This is a genomic window from Streptomyces sp. LBL, assembly GCF_029893585.1.
GTDB lineage: Bacteria > Actinomycetota > Actinomycetes > Streptomycetales > Streptomycetaceae > Streptomyces.
The window spans coordinates 145,296-166,766 of the sequence record NZ_JARXYX010000007.1; the positions used below are offsets into that span (position 1 = coordinate 145,296).

Sequence of the window (21,471 nt, forward strand, 5' to 3'; positions counted from 1 at the left end):
ACCGTACAAGCTGGCGCGCTGTCCGGAATGGACGTGAATGTCATCGAGGGCCTTAGACATGTGGGGGATGGGACCGCGAACGGTATGGGTGAAGTGCTGTCCGAGCGGCGGGAGGCTGGGCACCGAGTCGGCCGCCCTAGAAGCGGATCTGGCCGATCATGTTCGCGATGCTGGTAATGAAGCGGTTGATGTTCGGGGCCATGGACGTGCTCGCCAGGAAGAACCCGAAGAGCACGCAGACGATCGCGGGTCCGGGCTTCACGGTTTTCCCGCGGATCAGAACGACCACGAGGATGCCGAGCACCAGGACGAGGGAGATGCTCAGGGCCATCAGGAGGCTGCTTCCTCCGCAGACCCTCGCCGCTCCCTGCGAACCTGGCTCAGCGCACGGCGGAGCGCGTCGGGCCGAGTCAACGATCGCGGGCCGCTCGGGAGGACATGCCAGTGCATCCCCGGAGGGGTCGTGCTCTCCGCAGGCGGCACGACAACGTGGCATTTCTGACCCAGTGCGACAGTTCCCGGCTCCTCCCAGCGAGTCGCGGTGCCCACCGGAACCAGGAAGTACAGCCGCGGCTCCGGCCCACCGGCGTCCAGGATCACCGGGCCGACCGGCTCGTCACCCTCGTGGAGGATCTCGATCGCGCGCCGGCCCACGGCCTCCACGGCGCGTACGCCATCCCACCATTCACCCGCGGAGCACAGCTCGGGCTCGATTCGGTCACCCTCGACCGCACGTAACTCAACGAGCAGTCCCACCTGCACGACATCGACGGGCCCGAGTCGCGGCAGCGGACGGGACGCGAGCTGGATCCTCCAGAGCAGTTCGGTCTGTGCGAGCGTCACTGCCGACTCCGGTAAGACGAAGCGGCGTTGCGACCGCTGCCAGCCAGCCAGTGGCACTACAGGTGCGACTGGCCGCTGGGCGGCAGGCGGATTGGGGACGGCTTCAACTCGGCCGGGCGAGACAATCACCGGGATCTCCTGTGCGTCCGGACACACTGACGGAGCCGCTTGACCAAGCGACTGCTGTCACAAGGACGTTGGCTGATCCCTAAGATTGTTTACCGAAAGGGGATTAGGCACATTCCGAGGGTGATATCACTGAGGTGATTCCGGCTCCGGAAAGGTCGGGAACCACAGGCGCTCGGCCGGGGGAGGTACAGAGTGCCGCAGCAGGCGCAGCGACGCTGTGATCGCTGCGGCTGCCCCCTGAGCCAGTACAACATGGACATACTCTGCGCCGCCTGCGTTCGCGCACGGACTTGGGAGAAGAACACCCCTTCCATCCCGGAACGCATCTGGAACGACCCAGATGTGCGGAACGCGTTCGATGCTTGGGATTTTGGCCGGGCCAGCCGCCTCATCCGACTCCACGGTGGTCTCCGTCAGGACGACATGGCCAACCTCACCGGTCTCAGTCAGGCGTTTCTTTCCATGTTGGAGAAGGGCAACCGCCGCCTCACCAACATCGACAAGATCATCGAGTTCCTCACCGGCCTTGGTGTGCCCCCGGATCTGGTTGCGCTTCCGCTACCGCATGCTTTTGCCCCAGCAGCACAGGAGCGGTCAGCCCAGTTCGCTGGCGACGCTGATCCCAGCCTGCCCTGGACCGCGGCCCGTATGGTGGCAGCACTGGACACAGCGGCAGGAGGCAGCGCGATGGACCGTCGACGATTCCTCACCGCAAGCGGCGTCGCCCTCACTGCGTTCGTGAACGCGTGGGACACCGCCGAAGCCGAACCCCTCCATCGAGCAGCAGAGGGAAGCCGCCTCACCCACGACCTCCTCGATGGTCTCCAACGCACCACCGACAACCTGCGAACCATGGACGCGAGCGACGGCAGCGGCACCCTCACCAGTCTCGGCAACCGCCACCTCCAGTTCCTCCAACACCTCCTGGAAGAAACGTCGTACGACGAGGCCACAGGACGACGGCTCGCGGCGATCATCGCCGACACCGCCACCCAGACCGGATGGTTCGTCTTCGACTCCGGCGACCGCGACCGCCCACTCAGCTACCTCTACGCCGCACTCCGCGCCGCGAAGGCCTCACAAGATGTACGGCTCGGCGCCGGCGCTCTGTCCTACATCGCCATCCACGGCTACTCCACCGGGGCTCCGCACCACGCGGTCTCCGCGGCACAGCGGGCTCGCGGCAAGATCAGGAAACTCGGCACGCCTGCACTCGAAGCGATGCTCCTGACCCGACAGGCCCGCGGGCACGCCAAACTCGGCGAACGTCAGGCGGCCCTCGCCGCGCTCGGGAAAGCCGCCGAACTCTGTGCCCAGGGCCGCTCCGAACACGACCCGCACTGGCTCTACTGGGTCAACGAGGGCGAGATCCACGGACAGGCAGGCAGCTGCTACCTCGACCTCGGCGACCCCCGCAACGCTGTCGCCAGCTTCACGAAGGCCCGGGAGGCACTCAACCCAGCGGACCACCGCACGAGAGGGCTTTTCCTCTCCCGCGCCGCGACCGCCCACATCGAGCAGGGCGACATCGAAGCCGGCTGCGCCACAGCACAGGAGGTCCTCGACCTCGCCGAGACGCTTCAGTCGGCACGGTTCGAAAGTCACGTCACGAGCATGATCCAACAACTCCAGCCCGTCGCCCACACCCCGTACGCTCAGGACGTACTGGAGCGACGCGCCACCGTGAGGGCGACAGGGAGCCGAACTTGACCGACGCCAGGCAGATTCTCGTGCTCTGGGACATCGACCGCACACTGCTCTACGTCGGTGATATCGACCGGCAGGTATACCGGGAGACCTTCGCTGAGGTCGTCGGCCGCCCCGCGGAACGCCTTCCGGCCCGCGGCACCGGCGTCACCATGCCCCTCGCGATTCGATCCCTACTCCTGGACAACGGCGTCTCCGAGGCAGAGGTCCCCGGCCTGGTGCCACGCATGGTGGAGCTCCTGCCGCAGCGCCTGGCCGCGCACGCAGACGACCTTCGTGAGCAAGGCGTGCTCCTGCCTGGCGCCGTGAACGCGCTCAAGGCTATGCGCGCGCAACCAGGTTGCATTCCTACCGTCGTCACGGGGAACCTCAAGCCCAACGCGCTGCTGAAGCTCGAAGCGTTCCACCTCGACGGGTTCCTTGACACGGAGATCGGCGGATACTCTTCGGACGACGACCACCGCCCAGCTCTCGTCGCCGTCGCACAGAAACGAGCCCAGGCGAAGTACGGAACCACCGCCTTCAGCCGCTCCAACACGGTCATCATCGGTGATTCCCTCGAAGACGTCCGTACTGGGCTTGAAGGCGGCGCTCCGGTGATTGGAGTCGCGTCCGGCAAGACCACTGCCGCCGAACTCTCCACGGCCGGAGCCGACGTGGTCCTCGATAGTCTCGAAGACGTCCCACGGCTCCTGGACGCGATCATCGAGACGACCCTCGGCCGCGCCTAATGGCGGCTGCTCGCGAGAGTGCCTCAACTGCCCGTATTACATGAGTGATACCGGCACTCGCGTACCCCGCCTACGCTGTCGGGCGCAGACGAGAAACGGGGGTGCGATGCCAAGGCACGCTCGCGTATGCGCTGACTGCGGATGCCGCTTAAGCCAGTACAACGATGAGGACCGCTGTTCCGCGTGCGCACGCGGCAGGCGTCTCGACACCCGCCTTCAACGCCGCGTTCCAGACACCGTCTGGCAGCATCCCGAAGTTCAATCCGCCATCACGGAATGGGACTTCGGGCGGGCGAGCCGTCTCATCCGCGAGCGGGCGAAGCTCCGCCAAGACGACATGGCCCACATGACGGGGCTCAGCCAGGGTTTCCTGTCCATGCTCGAGGCAGGAACCCGCCGACTGACGAACCTCGACAAGGTCGCGCGGTTCCTCAACGGCATCGAAACACCCGACGCCTTTCTCCCCCCACCGTTCGGTGAACATCACGTGGCCCTCACGCCACTGCCGTTGCCGCTCCCAGGACCGGCCGCCCTCGATTTCCAGGTCGCGACCGGCGAGCGGGCAGCGGACCTCTATGAGCTCGCGACACAAGCTGCGGCCCAGTCCCTGCAGTTCGCGGAAGTGGTCACGAACAGCAACGTGAGCGACGTCGAGCTTGAGGGGTTGGAGTCCACAATCACCCGAATTGCGACGGACTACGTCCACGCTCCGCTGTACCCGCTCTTCCACGACCTGCTGTCGACGCGAGACCAACTCTTCTCGTTGCTGAGCGGCAACCAACCCCCGGGTCAAACTCGCGAGTTGTACCTTCTCGCCGGCACGAGCTGCCTACTCCTGGCCCACGCGTCACAGAATCTCGGCGACCAGGACTCCGCTGTCGCCCAACTCCAGACAGCCGGGACCCTCGCCGAGCATGCCGACCACGACGATCTCCGGGCGTGGGTCAAGGGCACCGCCGCGCTGATCGCGGAGTGGTCAACCCATCGGCACACTGCCCTGGAGTACACGCAACAGGCAATCCGATTTGCCCCCGTCGGCGAGACCCGGGTCAGGACCGCAGCGATCGGGGCCAGGGCCGCGGCACGCGTCGGAGACCGGAACACGGCACTGGCGACGCTCAAGGAACTTGAGCATGCCCGCGAGCGGCAAATGGACCCCAACGGACTCACCAGATTCGGAGGGTTGCTCACCTTCCCGGAAGCCAAGCAGGAGTACTACATCGGCGGAACGTACGCTCTCCTCGGCGAACACGAGAGGGCCGAGCAGCACGCCGCCGCCGCGATCGATCTGTACGAGATGGGCCCGAAAGAGCAGCGGTCGTATGGCGACGAAGCCCTGGCGCGCCTCGACATCGTCACTGCGCGCATCGCCGCAGGGGAGATCGAGGGAGCCGCCGAGCAACTCCAGCCTATCCTGGAGATGCCGGTCGACCGTCGTATCCGGCAGCTCGGCGACGCCGTGCAGGAAGTAGCTAGGCTTCTTGAAGAACCTCGGTTCGCCCGGAGCCGGGTTGCTCGCGAGCTCGCCGACGCCACTCGCGGCTATCAAGTGATCGACACGAGAGCGAAGGCCCTCACCTCATGACAATGACGGTCTCCGCCGAGTCCGCCGCCCGCATGGCCTGCCGGGCGTCAGGCATGGCAGAACGCTCCCTCGTCCCACTTCACCACCACGCCACTTCCGTGTTCCTTCTTGCCGCAGAAGGCGTTGTGGTGCGCGTCAGCCCCGTCTCGCAGCAGCGGCGCCTGGCAACGGCCGTCGCCCTAACGCGCTGGCTCGTCGCGAACCACTTTCCGGCGACAGAGCCTGCCGACGTGGCCCAGCCGGTGGCATACGAGCCGTATGTCGTCACGTTCTGGCGGCACTACCCGCAACCCGCACGCGGCGCGCCTCCGGCTGGACGGCTGGGCGATCTACTGAGAACCCTGCATTCTCTATCGTCCCCGCCGGTGACTCTGCCGAGGTACCAACCGCTTGCCTCACTCAAGACCGCCGTGGAATCCAGCACCTACCTGGCACCGGACCAGCGGGCGTGGCTCATGGAGCGCAGGCAGGAACTCCTCCACGCTTACGGAGAGCTCGATTTCCCCTTGGGGCACGGGCACATCCACGGCGACGCCTATCCTGGCAACACGCTCTGGGACGACCAGGACGTCAGGCTTGGAGACTGGGACGAGGTGGCATTCGGTCCGCGAGAGATCGACTTGGCTAATACGTTCCAAGGAGTCCGCTTCGGGCGAAGCGCCGGAGAGCTGGATGATTTCAGCGAACGATATGGCCACGACATCCGGCAGTGGTCTGGCCTTTCGGCTCTCTGTGAAATCCGAGACCTACACACACTCGGGTCCTTCATTCGGCGCGCGGATCAGGGAGATGCTGCTGCTGCCCAGCAGTTGTCTTATCGTATAGAGACGCTTAGAAACGCGGATGCCCAAGCTCAATGGGGCGCCACCTGAAGGAGCACAGAGCTCTCGGAAAACAGGCAAAATTCACGGCGTATTCATCGTGGCCGCCATACCGACGATCTCGCGTGCGCAGCCCCACGACAGCGTGACGCCGCTTCCGCTGTGTCCGTAGTTGTGGAGCACGGTGATCCTTGTTCCGTGGTCCTCCGCCTCGACTCGCACTTCGGGACGACTGAGCCTGGTCCCCACTCGGTGGGCGACGACGCGTGCTTTCGCCAGTTCGGGCCTGATCGAAGCGCAGCGGTCCACGATGGCTCGAGCAGCTTCGGGATCGTCCTGCAGACCCGCCTCACCGTCGAGCGCCGTTCCGCCAAGTACCACGGTGTCGCCGTGCGGGTAGATGCAGAGGAGATCGGAAGACAGACCCGTGTCTTCCGAGAAGAACTCCGTGATGCCGGGTTCTCCACGACCACGTGCTGACCCCGGATCGGTCGGACATCAGGGTCTCCAGCGAGATCCCCGCCTCCCAGACCCGCACAGTTAACGATTACGGAGGCAAGTCGAATCCGTCAAATGAACCGATCATCGCGTGCTGCACCGTCCCTCCTGCGTTCCTGAATCGGCGGAGCAGGTACTCCAGGTAGACCGGCATATCGATAAGAGGCACCGTGAACCGGTAGCCGCTTGCGAAACCGGCGGGCAACTCGTCCGGTTCGCACATGCGGAAGTCAGGCAGCACCGTGCTCCACTCAGGCGCCGGCGTTGGGTTGCGAGCCGCCTCGATCCCGCTGACCATGCGCACGCCGGTCGTCGGGTCGTCGGGTCGTCTGCGAGGCTTCGGAATTCGTTGAGGGAGGTGAGACTCCACTCGCGTACTCGTGCCCACGGTTCGACCAGGTACGGCCCCCACATCGCCCCAGCAGCGAGGGACGTATGACCCGGGACCTCTGCCGCCACCAGACGTACGGGAAACCTGGCTTCGAGGAGGGCAACACCTGTGGTCAGCCCAGAGATGCCCCCACCGACAACAACTATCCTCGTACTCACAGACACGGATCGACCGTAGCCTGCCGCCAGGTGCGGGCTCCTCTGAGACGGCGTGGACCGAAGCTCAGGCCCGTTCCGCACCTTCCGGTACGAGTCGGCTCGTGAAACCGTCGCTACGCAACCGCTCGAAAGCCGCCGCCACGTCGTCGGGAATCTCCTGCTCGATCATGAACTCTTGCTGTGGGTACACCATGAGCCGCTGCTGGGCCCCCACCAGCATGTCGATGACCAGACGCGCATCCTGGATCGAATCGACGTACTCGGAGAGCGCCATGGGCGTGGAGGCGCTCACCCACTCGACATCCGGCCAGAGCTTTCGCGCCGTCGCATAGGCCCGTCGCTCCTCGTACGGCTTGCTGACCAGCAGGACCGACGAGACGGGAACACGCTGCTCTTCGAGGAGAGCGCGGGAGAAACGGATGTTCTCGCCAGTGTTCCGGGCCTTCGGCTCGACGGTGATGGCGCACTCAGGAACCCCAAGCTCCACCGCACGGTCCTGATAGTGTTCGGCCTCACCACGGGGCATCCGTTCACGCGTCGTACGGCTGGTTGCTCCGGTGAAGACGATGAGCGGCGCCATGCCACGGTGGTAGAGGTCCGCGGTGGTGTCGGCCACTCCCAGGTCGTGGCTACCGAGACCGATCGCCACGGAGCAAGGGCGCAGCTCGTGACCCATCTGCTGGAAATCCCACAGCCGCCGAGCATCCGCCCATGCCTGCGTTGAGATCACTTGCTCTCGCTCCCCATGCTCGACGAGGACAGCTCCTCGCCGTTGAAAACGTACAAGACCTTGTCTTCCCCGCGTCACTCGGAACCGGTCGGCGACGAGCAACCCTCCGATGGGATCAGCTTACGTTCCAGATCACCGCGCCCTCAGACGATGTTTCGCCTGTCGCACCCTCCCTGCTGGGGGCCGGAAACGGGCACCGGGATTGGCTGGCCCGCGACGCCCCTCGCCCACCTCGCACGCGACTCCCTTGGCTGGCGGATCACAGGGCTTACGCAGACTCGAGCTCGGACTCTGCGGTTCGCTGGCGAGGGAGCGCGGTGGAGGCTTTGGGGCCACGAAGGATTGGGCCCGTGAGCTCGATGGGCACATCAAGGCCGTCGAGGAGCAGGACGATCTTGTCGATGTTGGTGAGTCTTCGCGCTCCGGATTCCAGCATCGATAGGAAGGCCTGGCTCAGGCCGGTCAGTGTGGCCAGATCATCTTGCCGGAGCGAGCCGAGTCTCCGGACGAGTAAGCAGACAGTCCCGAAGTCTCTTTCCTGGAGGGCTAATTGGACTTCACTTGACTCCCAGACGTGCTCCGGTACGCACGGTTGAGCCTCCGGGGCTTCCACCCACGCTAGGCGGAGGCATGCGTTGCAGTGTGCGTCGTTGTTATATCTACTCAGGTGGCACCCGCAACCGTGACAGCGACGCGGATGTCCCGTCATCCCGGGCGCCTGGGCAGTGCGGAGTGCCGACACGGAGATCTTCTCCTTGGTGAACCGAGATACCGATGGGGGCGATGGGGCGCCTCGCGTTATGCCCGGCCGATGTTGTCCGTGAACAGTGGGGGCGTCGCCCTATTGGTGCGTTGGGCGGCACCGGCAGCGAGGTTGTTCGTGATTCGAATGTGCGCGGCCTACGAGGCCGGGTCTTCCGCGGACCCACGGCGCTCTCTGCGCGCTTTACTCAGGGCTCGACGCAACGCGGCGGGCTGTGTGAGAGCCCTGGGAGAACTGGGCAACCTGTGCCAGTAGAGACCGGGCGGCTCGGTCTTGCCTGCTGGCGGGACGATGACGTGGCACTTCAAACCAAGGGCGACCGTCCCAGGCTCTTCCCAATCCGCGGCGGCACCCGCGGGTACGAGGAAGTAGAGACGAGGCTCCGGGCCTTCGGGCGCGAGAATCACAGGGCCCATGGGTTCGCCGACGTCGGTGAGGATGTCCATCGCTCGGAGGCCGATGGCCTCGACTGCGCGAATGGCGTCCCACCACTGCCCTGCGGCGCACAGTTCGGGCTCCTCGCCGATGGGCATCCATCGGGGCATAGGGGCGGATGCGCTCGGGTCAGCATCAGACATCATGCGAATGGTCTCCCCACAACTGGTTGTGAGGAGACCATTCCATTCTGCAAGCTCCGTGAGCGGACAGACTGTCCGGGGGATTCCTCCGCGAACCCCCTTGACGTCCCGTCAGGCTGTGGTAAGTCCCGCCCAACTCCCGAATGCAGAAAGCTCGTTGGAAGGATGCGTCTCCAACCGCAGCAGGGCAGACGTCGTCTCGCGGACAGACGGGTGGAACCTGACGTGGTTCGGTGCCACCTTGCGCGCCCGCTGAAGGTCAGCGAACGCCCCTGCCCTGTCCCCTGTCGTGAGCTTCGCCGAAGCCACGTCGATGAAGTGGTGGCTTGACCGCTCGCCAACCGTCGTTGCGGGCGGCATCCACTCGCCGCCAGAGGAGAGGGCCCACTCTCCAAGCCGCGCCAGAGCCTGCTCCGTGTCACCCATGTCGATCATCGCGTGCACTTCATGGATGCGGATGTTCGTCGGCCCGAATGACATCTCGTACGCGAGGGAATCACGGTCGTCGGCCATCCTGGACACCTGCTCCGCTTCCCGCAGGTAGTCGCTCGCGCGATCGGGGTTGTTCTCCCGCGCTTCGAGCACCGCGAGCTTGAGCAGGAGAGCGCCGTCCACTGCGAGCGCGTCCTCCGTGTACGAGCGTTCCGGCTGAATCCGCTCAAGCTCGCGTCGCAGCGCCAGTAGCTTGCGGCGAGCGGAACTGTAGGCGCCTTGCCGGAGCATCGCCCCGGTGACCAGGTACGCGGCAGTGACCTGCATCAACGGATCACGGGACTGGTCCGCGGCCCAACGGACGCGCTCCAGCGAGGTGGTGGAGAGATCGTGATGGCCCAACTTGTGCGCCAGAGAGTTGACCGCTCGGTAGGCGCGGGCGAGATGCCAGAAAGCCGTCCGCTCCTCATCGCCCTGGGCGCTGAGCGCCACATGCGTCAGCTCGGTGATGATCGGCGCCAGGAGCGGCCCCATGGGGGCGTACCGCGCATCGCGGCGCAGGGCCGCGACCTGGTCGACCTCCGAAGCGAGCACCGGCAATGCGCGGGGAGCGGCCTCCAGCTCGTCGGGCGTGTCGTAGCACAACATGATCCGCCGGAGCTCCGGGATCACCGCGTGAACGCCGTCCTCGGCCTCCGGCTCGCCGTAGTACGGCTGCCCCGTGAGAACCTCGACGCCGAAGTGCAGGGCTTTCGCGAGCGCCAGGACCAAGGAGAGCGGGGCCTTCCGCTTTCCGGATTCGAGCTTTTCGATGTAGCTGGGTGATACGGCGACTTTCTGAGCGAGTTGAGCGACAGACAGTCTCCGAATCTTGCGGGCTATTCGGAGCCGGTCGCCCAGCGTCACATTCTCAGCCATAGGCGGATCAATCCCTTCGCGACGGAGCACTCAGATCAGAGTACGGACAAGGCCCCTCCTGGCGAGCCGCGTCGCCAAGTGTTTACGAGGACGCCGTCGGCTGCCGATGATCTCGTGCGTGATGTGCGGGCAGCAGCCGTCGCCAGTAGCCCAATCCGCCAGCCGCGCCGCCCATCAGGAACGGCACTAATCAGGCTATTTGCGGTGGTTGGGCGGGATCCAGCCATGGTGAACCGACGTCGCGTCAAGAGGTGGGGCGCAGATACCCACGGACAGATTGTCCGGTCTCGCTCACTACCCAGTGGCATCGTAGCCTCGCGCTCAGTTGCCAATGGAGGTGGAGGGACGCTCCTCGTCCACCGCGCACAAGCACATCCATCTGACCGGCGAACCGAACACAGCACCACTCCACGCTGGCCGGAAACGCCTACTAGGGCGTCGCTGCTTAGTTATGGCGTGTCTGGGGAGACTGGTGTCTGGTGGGTTCCTTCCCTTTCACCAGACGGGACTGTCGTTGTGGGTTCGCAGAAGAAGCGGCCGGTCAGGCTGACCGCGCAGGATCGTGAAGAGTTGGTCCGGGTGACCACGACGGGTATTCGTCGGGCCTCGATGATCATGCGTGCGCGGGTACTGCTTGCACTGGACACCTCGGTGGGTCACGTGGATTCCAAGGCGGTGATCGCGGCCCGGCTCAACGTCTCCGGTGAGACGTTACGGCTGGTCGCCAAGCGTTTCGCCGAGACCGGTGGCGATATTCACGCCACGATCGCGCGGAAGATGCGCGACCTTCCGCCGGTACCCTCGCCGGTGACGGGCGAGGTCGAAGCCCGGCTGATCGCGCTGGCGTGCTCACAGCCGCCCCAGGGCCATACCCGGTGGTCGCTGCGGCTGCTGGAGAAGTACGTCGCGCTGGCCGAGGACATCCCCGACCTGGACCACTCCACCATCGGGCGGGTCTTAAAAAAACGGAACTGCGCCCTCACCTGAGAAAGTGCTGGACCATCCCGCCACGGGCGAACGCGGAGTTCGCGGCCCGGATGGAAGACGTGCTCGCCGTCTATGCCCGGCCCTACGACCCGGCACGTCCGGTGGTGTGCATGGACGAGAAGCCCTACCAACTCCTCGACCATGCCCGCGACCCGCTCCCAGCCCGCCCCGGTCACGACGCCCGCCAGGACAGCGAGTACATTCGCTGCGGCACGTCCTCCATCTTCGTATGGGTCGAACCCCTGCGCGGCTGGCGCCGCGTTCAGGCACTGTCCCGGCGGACCCGGACCGACTGGGCCGGCCAGGTCAGACAGCTGCTGAACGTGGACTACCCCGACGCCGAGACCGTGGTGCTGGTGATGGACAACCTCAACACCCACAACATCGCCTCGTTGTACGAGGCATTCGAGCCACAAGAGGCATTCGCCCTGGCCCAGCGCCTCGAGATCCACCACACGCCCAAGCACGGGTCATGGCTCAACATCGCCGAGATCGAACTCTCCGCGCTGACCCGGCAATGCCTCGACCGCCGGATCAGCGACCTCGACATCCTCAACACCGAACTCTCAGCCTGGCAGAACGCCACCAACACCGACCAACGTCAGGTGAACTGGCAGTTCACCACCCACGACGCACGCACCAGACTGCGCCACCTCTATCCCAAAAATTAGTCGCGACAGTCTACTACTTGGCAAATGCGGCCACACACTTCCACACTGCGCACGAGATTCACCACAGGGGGAAGGGGGTCCGATGCCCGAGCGGAAGGGACGCCGCGCCAAGGCACAACGGCAGAGAGAACAACGCCAACGGGCAAGCATAGCGGCGGCCGGGATCGCAGCCGCGCTCTTCGTCTTTTGGCAGTCGCCATGGCTCCTGCTGGGCATCGCCGGAACAGGGAGTGCGGGCATCGCCGCCTGGCTTCTGTGGAAGGCCCACAAACGGGAGCGCGCCGGCGACCGCACGTGGCGCGAACAGGACCGGCGCATGGAGCTGGAACGTTCCATGACCACCATCGACGCCATGACCTGGCAGGACTTCGAACACTACGTGGCCGAGTTGTGCCGCCGGGATGGCTGCACCAACGTCGCCGTGGTCGGCGGCTCAGGGGATCTTGCCGCAGACATCCTCGGTAACATGCCCGACGGGCGACGCTTGGTCGTACAGGTCAAGCACTACGCGCCCCACCGCACGGTGCCCAGTGGCGACATGCAGAAGTTCGTCGGCATGGCCTTCAACGAACACCACGCGGACGTCGCCCTGTTCGTTGCCACCTGCGAGTACGGCAGAGCTGCACGAGACCTCGCGATCAAGCACCAAATCGTAGCTCTGAACCGCAACTTGTTCGGCTCTTGGAATAGCGGAGCGCCACTGGAATCGCTCCTGTCCTTGAGTGGGACCGGCTGCGGAGTGCCCCGCCGCCGCTCGGCGAGAAGGCGCCCGGAAGAGGCTTCCTGATCTCTCCACGGGGGTGTCTGCAGCCTCCGCTGTCTGCCGTGGAGATCGCCCGCGAGGTGGTGGCCCCCACCGGGTGGATCGGCAGGGGCGGACACCAGAACTCGGTGGCGCCGGGGACCGTAATTCCCTCACGCTGACGGAATGCCGAACACGATCACCCCGCGCCTTGAGTACAGCTCCACAGCCGTACGCCCGCGCTGGGCCGACCTGCCACGGGACGTCCGTCGGCTTGTCTCCCGACGCCTGGGCGGCGCGGTGGACGCCGGGCCGAGCGCCGGAAGCGGGTTCACCAGCGGCTTCGCCGCCGTGCTCCATGGCGTCAACGGGCCCGAGTTCGTCAAGGCGGTCAACGCCCTGGACAACACCGTGATTGCCGACTGCTACCGGCAGGAGGTATTGATCAACCAGGCGCTCCCCGCAGAAGTTCCGGCGCCCCGCTTGCGGTGGATCGAGGAACATGCAGACGGGTGGATCGTCTTGGGATTCGATGCGGTCAATGGCGGCCGCATGCCCAGCGCGCCGTGGAACCCTGCCGAACTCGCAGCGACGCTCGACGCCTACACGGTCACGGCCGGAGCACTCTCCACACCATCCGAGGCACTCCAGCAGGTCGGCCTCAAGCCGATCGGTGACGGCAGCGACTTCGCCGACTGGCGCGGCCTCGCCAGCGGCACTTCCAGTGTGGAAGCCCTGCCGGCATGGGTGCCGACCAACCGGCTGGACACGTTGGCTGACCTCGAAACCCAATGGCGACAGGCCGTGGCCGGCGATGCAGTCCTCCACCACGACCTGCGCCAGGACAACGTTCTGCTCGATACGAACGGAGCTGCGTGGATCTGTGACTGGAACTGGCCGTGCCTCGGGGCGAGTTGGTTTGACCTCGTGCTCCTCCTGGCCACAGCGCACGCCGACGGACACGATGCCACCGCCCTCTTCGCGAGCCACCCAACGGCCCGAGAAGTCGACGATCAGCAGCTCGATGCGGCCCTGGCCGCCCTCTCTGGCTTCTTCCTGGTCTCCGGAGCACAGCCTCCATCAGACTGGTCCCCATACATTCGCCAGCACCAGACGTGGTGCGGCGAGGTCACGCTGCGATGGCTGGCCAACCGTCGCGGCTGGGCCTTCTGACCTGCGGCCATCCGGTCAGTGCGCGACAGGCAATCCACTCAGCGTCACGCCGGAGTGCCCTTAGTAGGGCTTGGTCAGGTCCGTAGTGGAGTGGGTATGTCGCGGTGGCAGGTGGGGCAGGCGCCGGTCCATGCCGCGAGCAGGGTCTGTAGCTCGCGGACGACCTGGTAGAGGCTCAGGCCGGCGCCCCGTCTTTTGGGGCCCGGGCCAGTCGTTGCAGGGTGCAGAAGGCATGGGCAACGGAAACGAGGGTCACATGGTGATGCCAGCCGGCCCAGGTGCGGCCCTCGAAGTGGGCCAGTCCCAGGGCCTGCTTCATCTCCCGGTAGTCGTGCTCGATGCGCCAGCGGAGCTTGGCCAGGTGGACCAGCGTGGTCAGAGGCGTGCCGGAGGGCAGGTCGGACAGCCAGTACTGCACCGGCTCGCTCTCGTCGGCGGGCCATTCGGCCAGCAGCCAGCACTCGGGCAGTTCCGGGCCGCGGGGCGTGGTCCGCTGGGCCGGCGGCCAGGGCGCCGGTATCCTCGCCGCCCTCGAAGTCCTCGACGCTGACCCGGGGCAGCTACCGGTAGCCACGACGCTCACCCGCGCGCTCGCCCGCGTGGACGGGGACGCGCTGGACGCCGCCGTCGGCGCGTTCGTGCAGGCCCACGCCACCGATCCGCTGGCCGGCATCGCCGGAGACCTGCCGGTGCTGCAGCTCGCCGCGGACGGCAAGACCGTGCGCGGTGCCCGCGAGCCGACGGCCTGCAGCTGCATCTGCTCGGCGTCTACCAGGTCGACCCCGGAGTCATGCTCGCCCAGCGGCAGATGCGCCACAAGCCGCACGAGACCGTGCACTTCACCGCCGCGCTGGACATGATCGCCGACATCAGCGGCGCGATCGTCATCGCCGATGCCCTGCACACCGTCGCCGACCATGCCCACTACCTGTACCGGCGGGGCGTCTTCGGCCTCTTCCCGGTCAAGGAGAACCGCCCGACCCTGTTCGCCCAGCTGGACGCGCTCGACTGGGACGAGACCACCAACCCGGGCATCACCGTGCACCGCACCGAGGAGGCCAACTCAGGCCGCCACGAGATCCGCATCGTGCGCGTCCAGCCCCTCGCCGAAGACCAGGTGCGTTTCCCGCACGCCACCCAGGCCCTGCTCGTCGAGCGGTACACCACCGGCCGCGGCGACGGAAAGACCCACGCCGACGCCCAGCTCGGCATCACCACCGCCCCGGCCGGCACAGCCGACACGGCGGCCCTCGCCCGATGCGTCCGCGGTCAATGGGCCATCGAAGCCCAGCACTTCGTCCGCGACGTGACCTTCGGCGAGGACTCCTCCCGCGCCCGCACCGGCAGCCTGCCCCGAGCCCTCGCGACCTTCCGCAGCCTCGCGATCAGCCTCGCCCACCTCGCCCACCTCGCCGGCTGGACGAACAACGCTGCCGCTCACGACCACTACCGCAACCACCCCGCCGACGCCCTACGCGAACTCGGTCTTACCCATCGCGGTGGATGAAGTCACCGGAGGCCAACCTGGCGTATTCCGGTCTCTATGCCTCGCGGTATCCCGGGTCACCGGCGAACGGCAGTGCCAGGGACCGGACAGCCTGACAGGGCCACTCTTCGGCGGCGTAGTAGAGCGAGTCGGGCGGGAGTTGGGAGCAGGTGGTGCAGCCGGTGAACGATCGTGCTCGCTGCTCCGCCCGGCCACCTGCCGTCTCGATATAGGGGGCCCACATCGCCCTGGGCTCGTGGGCCACGAGGTGTTCAAAGCCGGTCTCGTCCAGCCGCATCAGCAGGAAGCCGAGCAGTTCCTCTACCCACAGCGCGTGACGAGCCACCGCTCGATGATCCAGTCTTCAGCGCCCTGACGCAACGGTCAGGGGAGGATGACACGCGCACGCGACTCCTGTTCGTGATCAAAGGCTTCGACAACCTTGATCATCAGGGGTCGCATCTCTGATTACGAACCGGGCAAACCATAAACACCGGCACGCAGGCACGCGTTCGGCTCATCTCGCCAGCGGAGAACGCGTCAACCCTGGCGGACGGGTAGACCATGGCGTGATAATCCGGATGTACGCGAAGAAGATGGTCAGGAATAGTGCGAATGACGCAAACCGAATTATGAGACACTGGGCTGGAGGGGTCCAGCTCAGGCCGCTTGATGCGCGATTCGTACGCGGGCATCGGCGATTGGCGCGGATTCCTCTGCAGTGACGTCACTATGAGACAAGGACGCGGCTGCGGTGCCGCCTGCGAAATCTTGGACCGCCAGTTCGAACCACGTTTTCTTACCTGCCGTACAGGGTTCCGAGCCCCACTCGGTTGCCAATGTGGCGACGAGGACTAGGCCGCGGCCATGCTCGTCCATGGATGACGCCTGGGACGGAGCCGCCGCGATGGGGTCGACATCGGTGACTTCCACGCGGAGCCGCTCTCCGGTCCACCGCACGCACACCACGCACGCGGCCTTGGTGTGCGTGACGGAGTTCGCGACCAGTTCCCCGGTGAGCAGCTTCAAGTCGTAGATCAGTTCCTCGCTCAGGCTCAGCCCAAGTCGCCCAGCGCGGACCGCGACGCGCTCCCGTGCTGCCGGCACTCCCTCGACCAGAGGTGGGACCGTGAACGCGTAGCGCGATTCTTCGAGCGGGGGCAACATGGCTGGAACCTCTCGATGGGCGGGAGCTAGGGCGTCAACGCGATCCCATAAATGAACGGATCGCTCGCCGACCTCACCGGGCAGTGCCTCAGGGCAACCGGAGATCCGGTTAGAAGTCCAGCAAGTGGCGGATGACCACCATGGGTCCTGGACCGCCCAACTCCCTATCCCTCCGGTGATATCACCGGAGGGATGTCAATGGGACTGCGCCAGCCACTCGCCCAGCGCCGCGACGACCGAAATCTTTGCCCACCCCACGAACACACGGTTCTGTTCACCCTCGGGCAACGCGGCCAGCGTCCTGGCCGCGCCGTTCGGCACGAAGATCGACCACAGATCGGACCAGGAACGTGGGCTGTTTCCACGGTCTGCAGCGGCTGCAATCGTTCCGGAGCTACGCGTGTCCTCTGTGAAGGTTGTCAACCAGCCGTCAGCGTCCGTGTAGACAGCGGCACTCGCGAAGCACGCCTGCTTCGGGGCCAGGCTGGTGATCAGGCAGACGGTGTTGACGGCGTTCCGTCGGGACTTAAGGAAAGATAGGTGACACCATTGCAGATCTGTCATCGCATTTTGAGTCGGGTGTCCGGCCCGGCTCGTGTCGGCCGGGCACCGCCGTTCATTGCAACTGTGAATCAGGAGGCGAGAGTTGTTCCAGGGCACCATCCCGAACCCGATGCGCGCGATAGTGCGTGAGACAGCAGGTCTCTGGCAGCGAGGGCCTGTGTACGTCCCGTGCTGCGGCAACTTCACCATCGAACGGTCGCTGTCCGGGATGGGCTTCAAGCTGCATTCCTCAGATGTGTCCATCTACACCAGCGCCGTCGGCCGGTGGCTCACCAAACAGCCCGTCGGCATACGCCTCCGAGACGAGAGCAGCGACCAACTTCAATGGCTCGCTGACTCCTTGGATGACGGCGTAGGCACTGTGGCCACGATGATGCTCGGCACGCGCTTCCTGGCGAGCGTCGGCCGCGAAGGGCTCTGGCACGAACGAGTCGTGCGTTCCTACCGCGACCAGTGGAAGACCAAGCACGCTGAGACCACCGAGCGCCTGTCCGCCTCGGATGTCCAACTTGCCTCCTACGAGGTCGAAGACGTGCGCTCTTGGCTCCGAAAGGTGCCCCGCGACGCTCCGGTGTGCTCGTTCCCTCCGTTCTATGGCGGCGGCTACGAGAAGCTGTACGAGCCGTTGGAAGCCCACTTCACCTGGGATGCGCCGCAGTACGAGCCGCTGTCGGATGACGACGTGGTCGATGTGCTCGGCGCGATCACGGACCGCCCGTTCTGGCTAACTGCCTCCAACCATGACGTGCCCGAGCTGCACTCGTACCTGCGCGGCGTGATCAAGGCGACGCCGCGTGCGGCTCCCTTCTACGTGTACGCCAGCGAGGCCCGGACTCGGATCGTGGCCCCGCGTCAGCCGATCGAGCCGGTGACGGTTCCTCGCCTGCGTGAGGGTGACGAACTAGTGGGCCCGCTCATGCTGTCGCTGTTGAAGCCGGGCCAGTTCAATGCCCTGCGCTCCCGGTACCTCAATCCGAGGATCGCGCCTGGCGCGGCGAACCTGGCCGTTGCGGTCCGGGACGGTGGCGGGCGGCTGCTCGGCGTGTTCGCGATGGCGCCCAGCACGTTCACGCCGGACGAGGCGTACGTGCTCTCGGACTTCGCGGTCGCGCCGACTGACTACCCGCGGTTGTCGAAGCTGATCGTGCTTGCGGCCACGAGCGCCGAGGCGCAGTTGCTGTGTCAGCGGGCATTCTCGCGGCGGATCCGGCGGGTGGCGACCACGGCGTTCAGTAATAACCCGGTGTCGATGAAGTACCGCGGGCTGCTGCGGCTGAACAAGCGCAGCCCGTCGAACGAGGACGGCTGGAAGTTCCAGCTTCAGTACCAGGGGGCCATGGGCGAGCACACGCTGGCCGAGGCCCTTCAGATATGGGTGAAGCGGTGGGGTTCCCCGACGACGAAGACGGGAGTCTGACCATGGAGGACACGAACCGCCTCGCCCCGCCGCAGATGGTGCAGGGCGACCCCCGCACGCTGACGCTCCTCGACGTCAACGCGCGGTTCCTGCCGCACGAGCAGTTCCGGCAGCTCGTCACGAACGTAGAGCGCGACGGCTGCCTGACCTCGACGCCACTTGTGTGGAGCGACACCGAGTCCGGGCGGCTGGTCGTGCTGTCCGGCAACCACCGCACGCTCGCGGCGATCGAGGCCGGCCTGCCGCAGATCTGGTGGATGCAGATCGACGAGCCGCTGCCTCGCCAGCGGCAGATCGCGCTCCAGCTCTCGCACAATGCGATCGCGGGCCAGGACGATCCGGCGATCCTCAAGGAGCTGTACGACGAGCTGGAGTCGGTGGAGTGGCGGCAGTACACGGGTCTGGATGACAAGACTCTGGATCTGCTGGAGAAGGTGGACATCTCTTCCCTCGGTGAGGCGAACCTGGACTTCGCCAGCGTGCAGTTCATGTTCCTGCCCGATGAGCTGGAGAGAGCGGAAGCGGCGTTTGACGCAGCCCGGTCGACAGCCACAGCGGACCGGCGGTGGGTGGCCGGGCTGGAGCAGTACGAGCCGGTGCTGGACGCGTTGGAGACCTCCCGAGCCGCGTACAAGATCGGCAACAGCGCGACGGCGCTCGGCGTGATCCTCGCTGTGTTCGAGCGGCATGTGGGCGAACTGGCCGAGGGCTGGTTCGACGCGGCCTCCGGGGAGCCGACCCGGGCGGGGACGGCGCCGCTGGAGACCGTGTTCGGGGCACGGGTCGTACCAGTGGAGACGGCGGCCGTCGTACGGGCGGCGGTCGACCGGATGGTGAAGGACGGCACCGTGCCGGCCGACGAGCCGTGGCGGGCGTTGGAAGTCCTGGCCATGCAGCAGAACTAGGAAGGCCGTCGGCCAGGAGGTGAGCGGTGGCCGAGGGCACCGTGGAGTCCTGGGAGCGGCAGGGCGGGGAGTCGGTCCAGGCGTTCGAGGCGTTTGCCGTGTACCGCGATCTCGGTCCGGCGCGGAGTGTCACGAAGGTGGCACGGGAGTTGGATAAATCCCGCGCGCTGATGGGCCGGTGGTCGCGGCAGTTCGCATGGGTGCTGCGAGCGATGGCGTACGACCGGGAGCAGGACCGACTGTTCCTCGCGGAGCAGGCGCAGGCGCGGCGTGAAATCGCCCGCAGGCACGCGAAGTTGGCGCAGGCAGTGCAAAGCAAGGCGGTGGCGCGGCTTCAGGCGCTGGACCCTCGGGAGCTGTCGCCGTCGGAGCTGCTGCGGTACATCCAGGTCGCGGCAGAGATCGAACGCCGGGCCGTGGGCGAGGCACCGGCGGCCGGGACGGCTGAGGACCGGGACCAGGGCGCAGACGTGGCCGCTTTGTCGGATGAGGAGCGCCGGGCGCGGATGGATCAGCTGCGCCGGGAGTTGGAGCGTCGGCTGTCGGAGGGCGCCCAGTGAGCAGGGGCTGGGCGAAGCGCCGGATGGTCGAGCAGTTCGCGGACCCGTCGGTGATGACCGAGGAGCAGCTCAAGGCCGAGGTCGCGGAACTGCTCCGGGCCGATGAGCTGTCGGCCCGGCGGTGGGCGTGCGAGGTCCCCGGCTGTGACGGGCTGCCCCATGAGGGGTGGCTGCATCACCATGCCCGTGCGGCGCAGCGTCAGCCGCTGTGGCTGTGGACGGTGTGGATGCTGCTCACCGGCCGTGGCTGGGGCAAGTCACGGACGGCGGCGGAGGCGGTGCGTGAGTGGGCGCAGACGCCGGACTTGCAGATCGCGGTGGTGGCGAAGAACGCCACGCTGGTGCGGGACATCTGCTTCGAGTCCCCCAAGTCGGGGCTGCTGTCGGTGTTTTCGCCGGAGGAGGTGGCGAAGTACAACTCCAGCCTTGGCGAGACGACACTCAGGCTGACGAACGGCACGCTGATCCGGGGCTTCGGTGCGGAGACGCCGGACAACCTGCGCGGGTGGGCGTTCGACAAGGCGTGGTGCGACGAGTACGCGGCCTGGTCGCGGCACACCGCGCAAGAGGTCTACGACATGCTGTGGTTCTGCCTGCGCGAGGCGGCCACCCCGCAGATCGTCATCTCCACGACGCCGAAGCCGCTCCCGCACGTCAAGCGGCTCGTCGAGCGCGGCCGTACCCAGGAGAAGGCACACCAGGAGGGCGGGGCACCGCCCCGTGTGGTGCTGACTCGTGGCCACATGCGGGAGAACGACGCGAACCTGTCGGCGGCGGCCCGGGAGGAGCTGGAGGAGGGTTACGCCGGCACCCGGCTGGGGCGGCAGGAGCTGTCCGGCGAACTACTCGAGGATGTGGAAGGCGCGCTGTGGAAGGGATGGATGCTGGAGGTCGAGGGCTTCCGGCCTCGGCCCGATCATCTGCCGGACCTCCAACGCGTCGTGGTGGCCGTCGACCCGGCCACGAAGTCCCACGAGAACGCGGACATGACGGCGTTCACGGTGGCGGGGCGCGGCTTTCCGGTGGAGTCGATGTTCGGGGACGACCGGCCCCGCGGGTATCTGCTGCACGCGGAGCGGGACCGGTACACGCCGACGGCGGCGATGAAGCGGGCCGCTGCGCTGTATCACGAGCATCGCGCGGACTGCGTGGTCATCGAGGCGAACAACGGTGGTGACTATCTGCCTGCGCTGCTGGAGCAGGTGGACCCGACGGTGAACTGGCGAATCGTTCATGCGACGCGCGGGAAGAGGGCGCGGGCTGCTCCGGTGGCGCAGTTGTACGAGCAGGCGCGGGTGCATCACGTCGGGGCGGCGCGGTTGTTCGCGGAGCTGGAGGAGCAGATGACGACGTTCGTGGGTCAGGGTGAGACGGAGGATTCGCCGGACTTGCTGGACTCGGCGGTGTGGGCGCTGTGGGATCTGTTCCTTGATCCAACGATGCCGCCACCGCGGGGTGCAGCAGATCACCGACTCGACAGCCGACGCTGAGGAGCGTGGTGGTGCACGGCAGACG

General features: G+C 66.3%; 23 protein-coding genes and 2 pseudogenes. 13 read left to right on the forward strand and 12 right to left on the reverse strand.

Features of this window, described 5'->3' with window-relative positions:
* Positions 1 to 136: 136 nt before the first annotated feature.
* Entirely contained in the window at positions 137 to 331 is a 195-nt protein-coding gene (locus tag M2271_RS10790; protein ID WP_280886907.1) for a hypothetical protein, read from the reverse strand.
* A complete protein-coding gene (locus M2271_RS10795) occupies positions 331 to 843 on the reverse strand; it encodes a hypothetical protein (RefSeq protein ID WP_280886908.1) in 513 nt (170 codons plus the stop codon). Before M2271_RS10795 ends, M2271_RS10790 begins: the two co-directional genes overlap by 1 nt.
* Positions 844 to 1,224: 381 nt before the next feature.
* Here M2271_RS10795 and M2271_RS10800 point away from each other — a divergent pair, with 381 nt between their 5' ends.
* The 4 genes from M2271_RS10800 to M2271_RS10815 all read left to right on the forward strand — a co-directional run bounded on the left by M2271_RS10800 (position 1,225) and on the right by M2271_RS10815 (position 5,867).
* On the forward strand, positions 1,225 to 2,682 hold the full coding sequence (locus tag M2271_RS10800; RefSeq protein WP_280886909.1) for a helix-turn-helix transcriptional regulator: 1,458 nt from the start codon (positions 1,225 to 1,227) through the stop codon (positions 2,680 to 2,682).
* Positions 2,679 to 3,410 carry an HAD hydrolase-like protein gene (locus M2271_RS10805; protein WP_280886910.1) on the forward strand — a complete coding sequence of 244 codons (732 nt, stop codon included), beginning with the start codon at positions 2,679 to 2,681 and terminating at the stop codon, positions 3,408 to 3,410. The genes M2271_RS10800 and M2271_RS10805 overlap by 4 nt, the downstream gene beginning before the upstream one ends.
* 106 nt (positions 3,411 to 3,516) lie before the next feature.
* Entirely contained in the window at positions 3,517 to 4,995 is a 1,479-nt protein-coding gene (locus M2271_RS10810) for a helix-turn-helix transcriptional regulator (RefSeq protein WP_280886911.1), read from the forward strand.
* 2 nt (positions 4,996 to 4,997) lie between these two features.
* Complete coding sequence (locus M2271_RS10815) at positions 4,998 to 5,867, forward strand: aminoglycoside phosphotransferase family protein (protein WP_280886912.1); 870 nt, start codon at positions 4,998 to 5,000, stop codon at positions 5,865 to 5,867.
* Between the two features lie 33 nt (positions 5,868 to 5,900).
* Here M2271_RS10815 and M2271_RS42490 read toward each other — a convergent pair whose 3' ends face one another.
* From M2271_RS42490 to M2271_RS10835, 6 genes and pseudogenes are all read right to left on the reverse strand, one after another.
* Positions 5,901 to 6,269, reverse strand: coding sequence for an FAD-dependent oxidoreductase (locus tag M2271_RS42490; RefSeq protein ID WP_348539158.1), 369 nt, complete (start codon positions 6,267 to 6,269; stop codon positions 5,901 to 5,903).
* Between the two features lie 94 nt (positions 6,270 to 6,363).
* Positions 6,364 to 6,612 carry a hypothetical protein gene (locus tag M2271_RS42495; protein ID WP_348539159.1) on the reverse strand — a complete coding sequence of 83 codons (249 nt, stop codon included), beginning with the start codon at positions 6,610 to 6,612 and terminating at the stop codon, positions 6,364 to 6,366.
* 32 nt (positions 6,613 to 6,644) lie between these two features.
* Positions 6,645 to 6,944 (reverse strand): annotated as a pseudogene (locus M2271_RS42500) (FAD-dependent oxidoreductase); the annotation flags it as partial.
* On the reverse strand, positions 6,928 to 7,593 hold the full coding sequence (locus tag M2271_RS10825) for a YdcF family protein (protein WP_280886913.1): 666 nt from the start codon (positions 7,591 to 7,593) through the stop codon (positions 6,928 to 6,930). The pseudogene M2271_RS42500 and the gene M2271_RS10825, both read right to left, overlap by 17 nt.
* Before the next feature lie 268 nt (positions 7,594 to 7,861).
* Positions 7,862 to 8,302, reverse strand: coding sequence for a helix-turn-helix transcriptional regulator (locus M2271_RS10830; RefSeq protein ID WP_280886914.1), 441 nt, complete (start codon positions 8,300 to 8,302; stop codon positions 7,862 to 7,864).
* 743 nt (positions 8,303 to 9,045) lie between these two features.
* On the reverse strand, positions 9,046 to 10,284 hold the full coding sequence (locus M2271_RS10835; RefSeq protein WP_280886915.1) for a helix-turn-helix transcriptional regulator: 1,239 nt from the start codon (positions 10,282 to 10,284) through the stop codon (positions 9,046 to 9,048).
* A gap of 516 nt (positions 10,285 to 10,800) precedes the next feature.
* Between M2271_RS10835 and M2271_RS10840 the strand changes: the two genes are divergently transcribed.
* From M2271_RS10840 to M2271_RS10855, 4 genes are all read left to right on the forward strand, one after another.
* Positions 10,801 to 11,271, forward strand: coding sequence for a helix-turn-helix domain-containing protein (locus tag M2271_RS10840; RefSeq protein WP_280886916.1), 471 nt, complete (start codon positions 10,801 to 10,803; stop codon positions 11,269 to 11,271).
* A complete protein-coding gene (locus M2271_RS10845; protein WP_280886917.1) occupies positions 11,160 to 11,942 on the forward strand; it encodes an IS630 family transposase in 783 nt (260 codons plus the stop codon). Before M2271_RS10840 ends, M2271_RS10845 begins: the two co-directional genes overlap by 112 nt.
* 82 nt (positions 11,943 to 12,024) lie before the next feature.
* Positions 12,025 to 12,729, forward strand: a complete 705-nt coding sequence (locus tag M2271_RS10850) for a restriction endonuclease (RefSeq protein ID WP_280886918.1) — start codon at positions 12,025 to 12,027, stop codon at positions 12,727 to 12,729.
* Between the two features lie 141 nt (positions 12,730 to 12,870).
* Entirely contained in the window at positions 12,871 to 13,857 is a 987-nt protein-coding gene (locus M2271_RS10855; protein WP_280886919.1) for a phosphotransferase, read from the forward strand.
* A gap of 175 nt (positions 13,858 to 14,032) precedes the next feature.
* Here M2271_RS10855 and M2271_RS10860 read toward each other — a convergent pair.
* Positions 14,033 to 14,314: pseudogene (locus tag M2271_RS10860) on the reverse strand (transposase); the annotation flags it as partial.
* Positions 14,315 to 14,614: 300 nt separating this feature from the next.
* On the opposite strand from M2271_RS10860, the gene M2271_RS10865 reads away from it, so the two are divergent.
* The gene (locus tag M2271_RS10865) at positions 14,615 to 15,364 is read left to right on the forward strand and encodes an ISAs1 family transposase (RefSeq protein ID WP_280887037.1); all 750 of its coding nucleotides are present in this window, start codon (positions 14,615 to 14,617) and stop codon (positions 15,362 to 15,364) included.
* Positions 15,365 to 15,398: 34 nt separating this feature from the next.
* Here the strand turns inward: M2271_RS10865 and M2271_RS10870 are convergent, their stop codons facing one another.
* From M2271_RS10870 to M2271_RS10880, 3 genes are all read right to left on the reverse strand, one after another.
* Positions 15,399 to 15,689 carry a hypothetical protein gene (locus tag M2271_RS10870; RefSeq protein WP_280886920.1) on the reverse strand — a complete coding sequence of 97 codons (291 nt, stop codon included), beginning with the start codon at positions 15,687 to 15,689 and terminating at the stop codon, positions 15,399 to 15,401.
* A gap of 314 nt (positions 15,690 to 16,003) precedes the next feature.
* Positions 16,004 to 16,510 carry an ATP-binding protein gene (locus M2271_RS10875; RefSeq protein ID WP_280886921.1) on the reverse strand — a complete coding sequence of 169 codons (507 nt, stop codon included), beginning with the start codon at positions 16,508 to 16,510 and terminating at the stop codon, positions 16,004 to 16,006.
* A gap of 195 nt (positions 16,511 to 16,705) precedes the next feature.
* Positions 16,706 to 17,074, reverse strand: a complete 369-nt coding sequence (locus M2271_RS10880) for a hypothetical protein (RefSeq protein ID WP_280886922.1) — start codon at positions 17,072 to 17,074, stop codon at positions 16,706 to 16,708.
* A gap of 208 nt (positions 17,075 to 17,282) precedes the next feature.
* Here M2271_RS10880 and M2271_RS10885 point away from each other — a divergent pair, with 208 nt between their 5' ends.
* Genes M2271_RS10885 through M2271_RS10900 form a run of 4 tightly spaced genes read left to right on the forward strand, consistent with a single transcriptional unit; the run spans position 17,283 to position 21,446 of the window.
* On the forward strand, positions 17,283 to 18,491 hold the full coding sequence (locus M2271_RS10885; RefSeq protein ID WP_280886923.1) for a hypothetical protein: 1,209 nt from the start codon (positions 17,283 to 17,285) through the stop codon (positions 18,489 to 18,491).
* A gap of 2 nt (positions 18,492 to 18,493) precedes the next feature.
* The gene (locus tag M2271_RS10890; protein ID WP_280886924.1) at positions 18,494 to 19,396 is read left to right on the forward strand and encodes a hypothetical protein; all 903 of its coding nucleotides are present in this window, start codon (positions 18,494 to 18,496) and stop codon (positions 19,394 to 19,396) included.
* 26 nt (positions 19,397 to 19,422) lie between these two features.
* Positions 19,423 to 19,956, forward strand: coding sequence for a hypothetical protein (locus M2271_RS10895; RefSeq protein WP_280886925.1), 534 nt, complete (start codon positions 19,423 to 19,425; stop codon positions 19,954 to 19,956).
* Positions 19,953 to 21,446 carry a terminase family protein gene (locus tag M2271_RS10900; RefSeq protein WP_280886926.1) on the forward strand — a complete coding sequence of 498 codons (1,494 nt, stop codon included), beginning with the start codon at positions 19,953 to 19,955 and terminating at the stop codon, positions 21,444 to 21,446. Before M2271_RS10895 ends, M2271_RS10900 begins: the two co-directional genes overlap by 4 nt.
* Positions 21,447 to 21,471 lie beyond the last annotated feature (25 nt).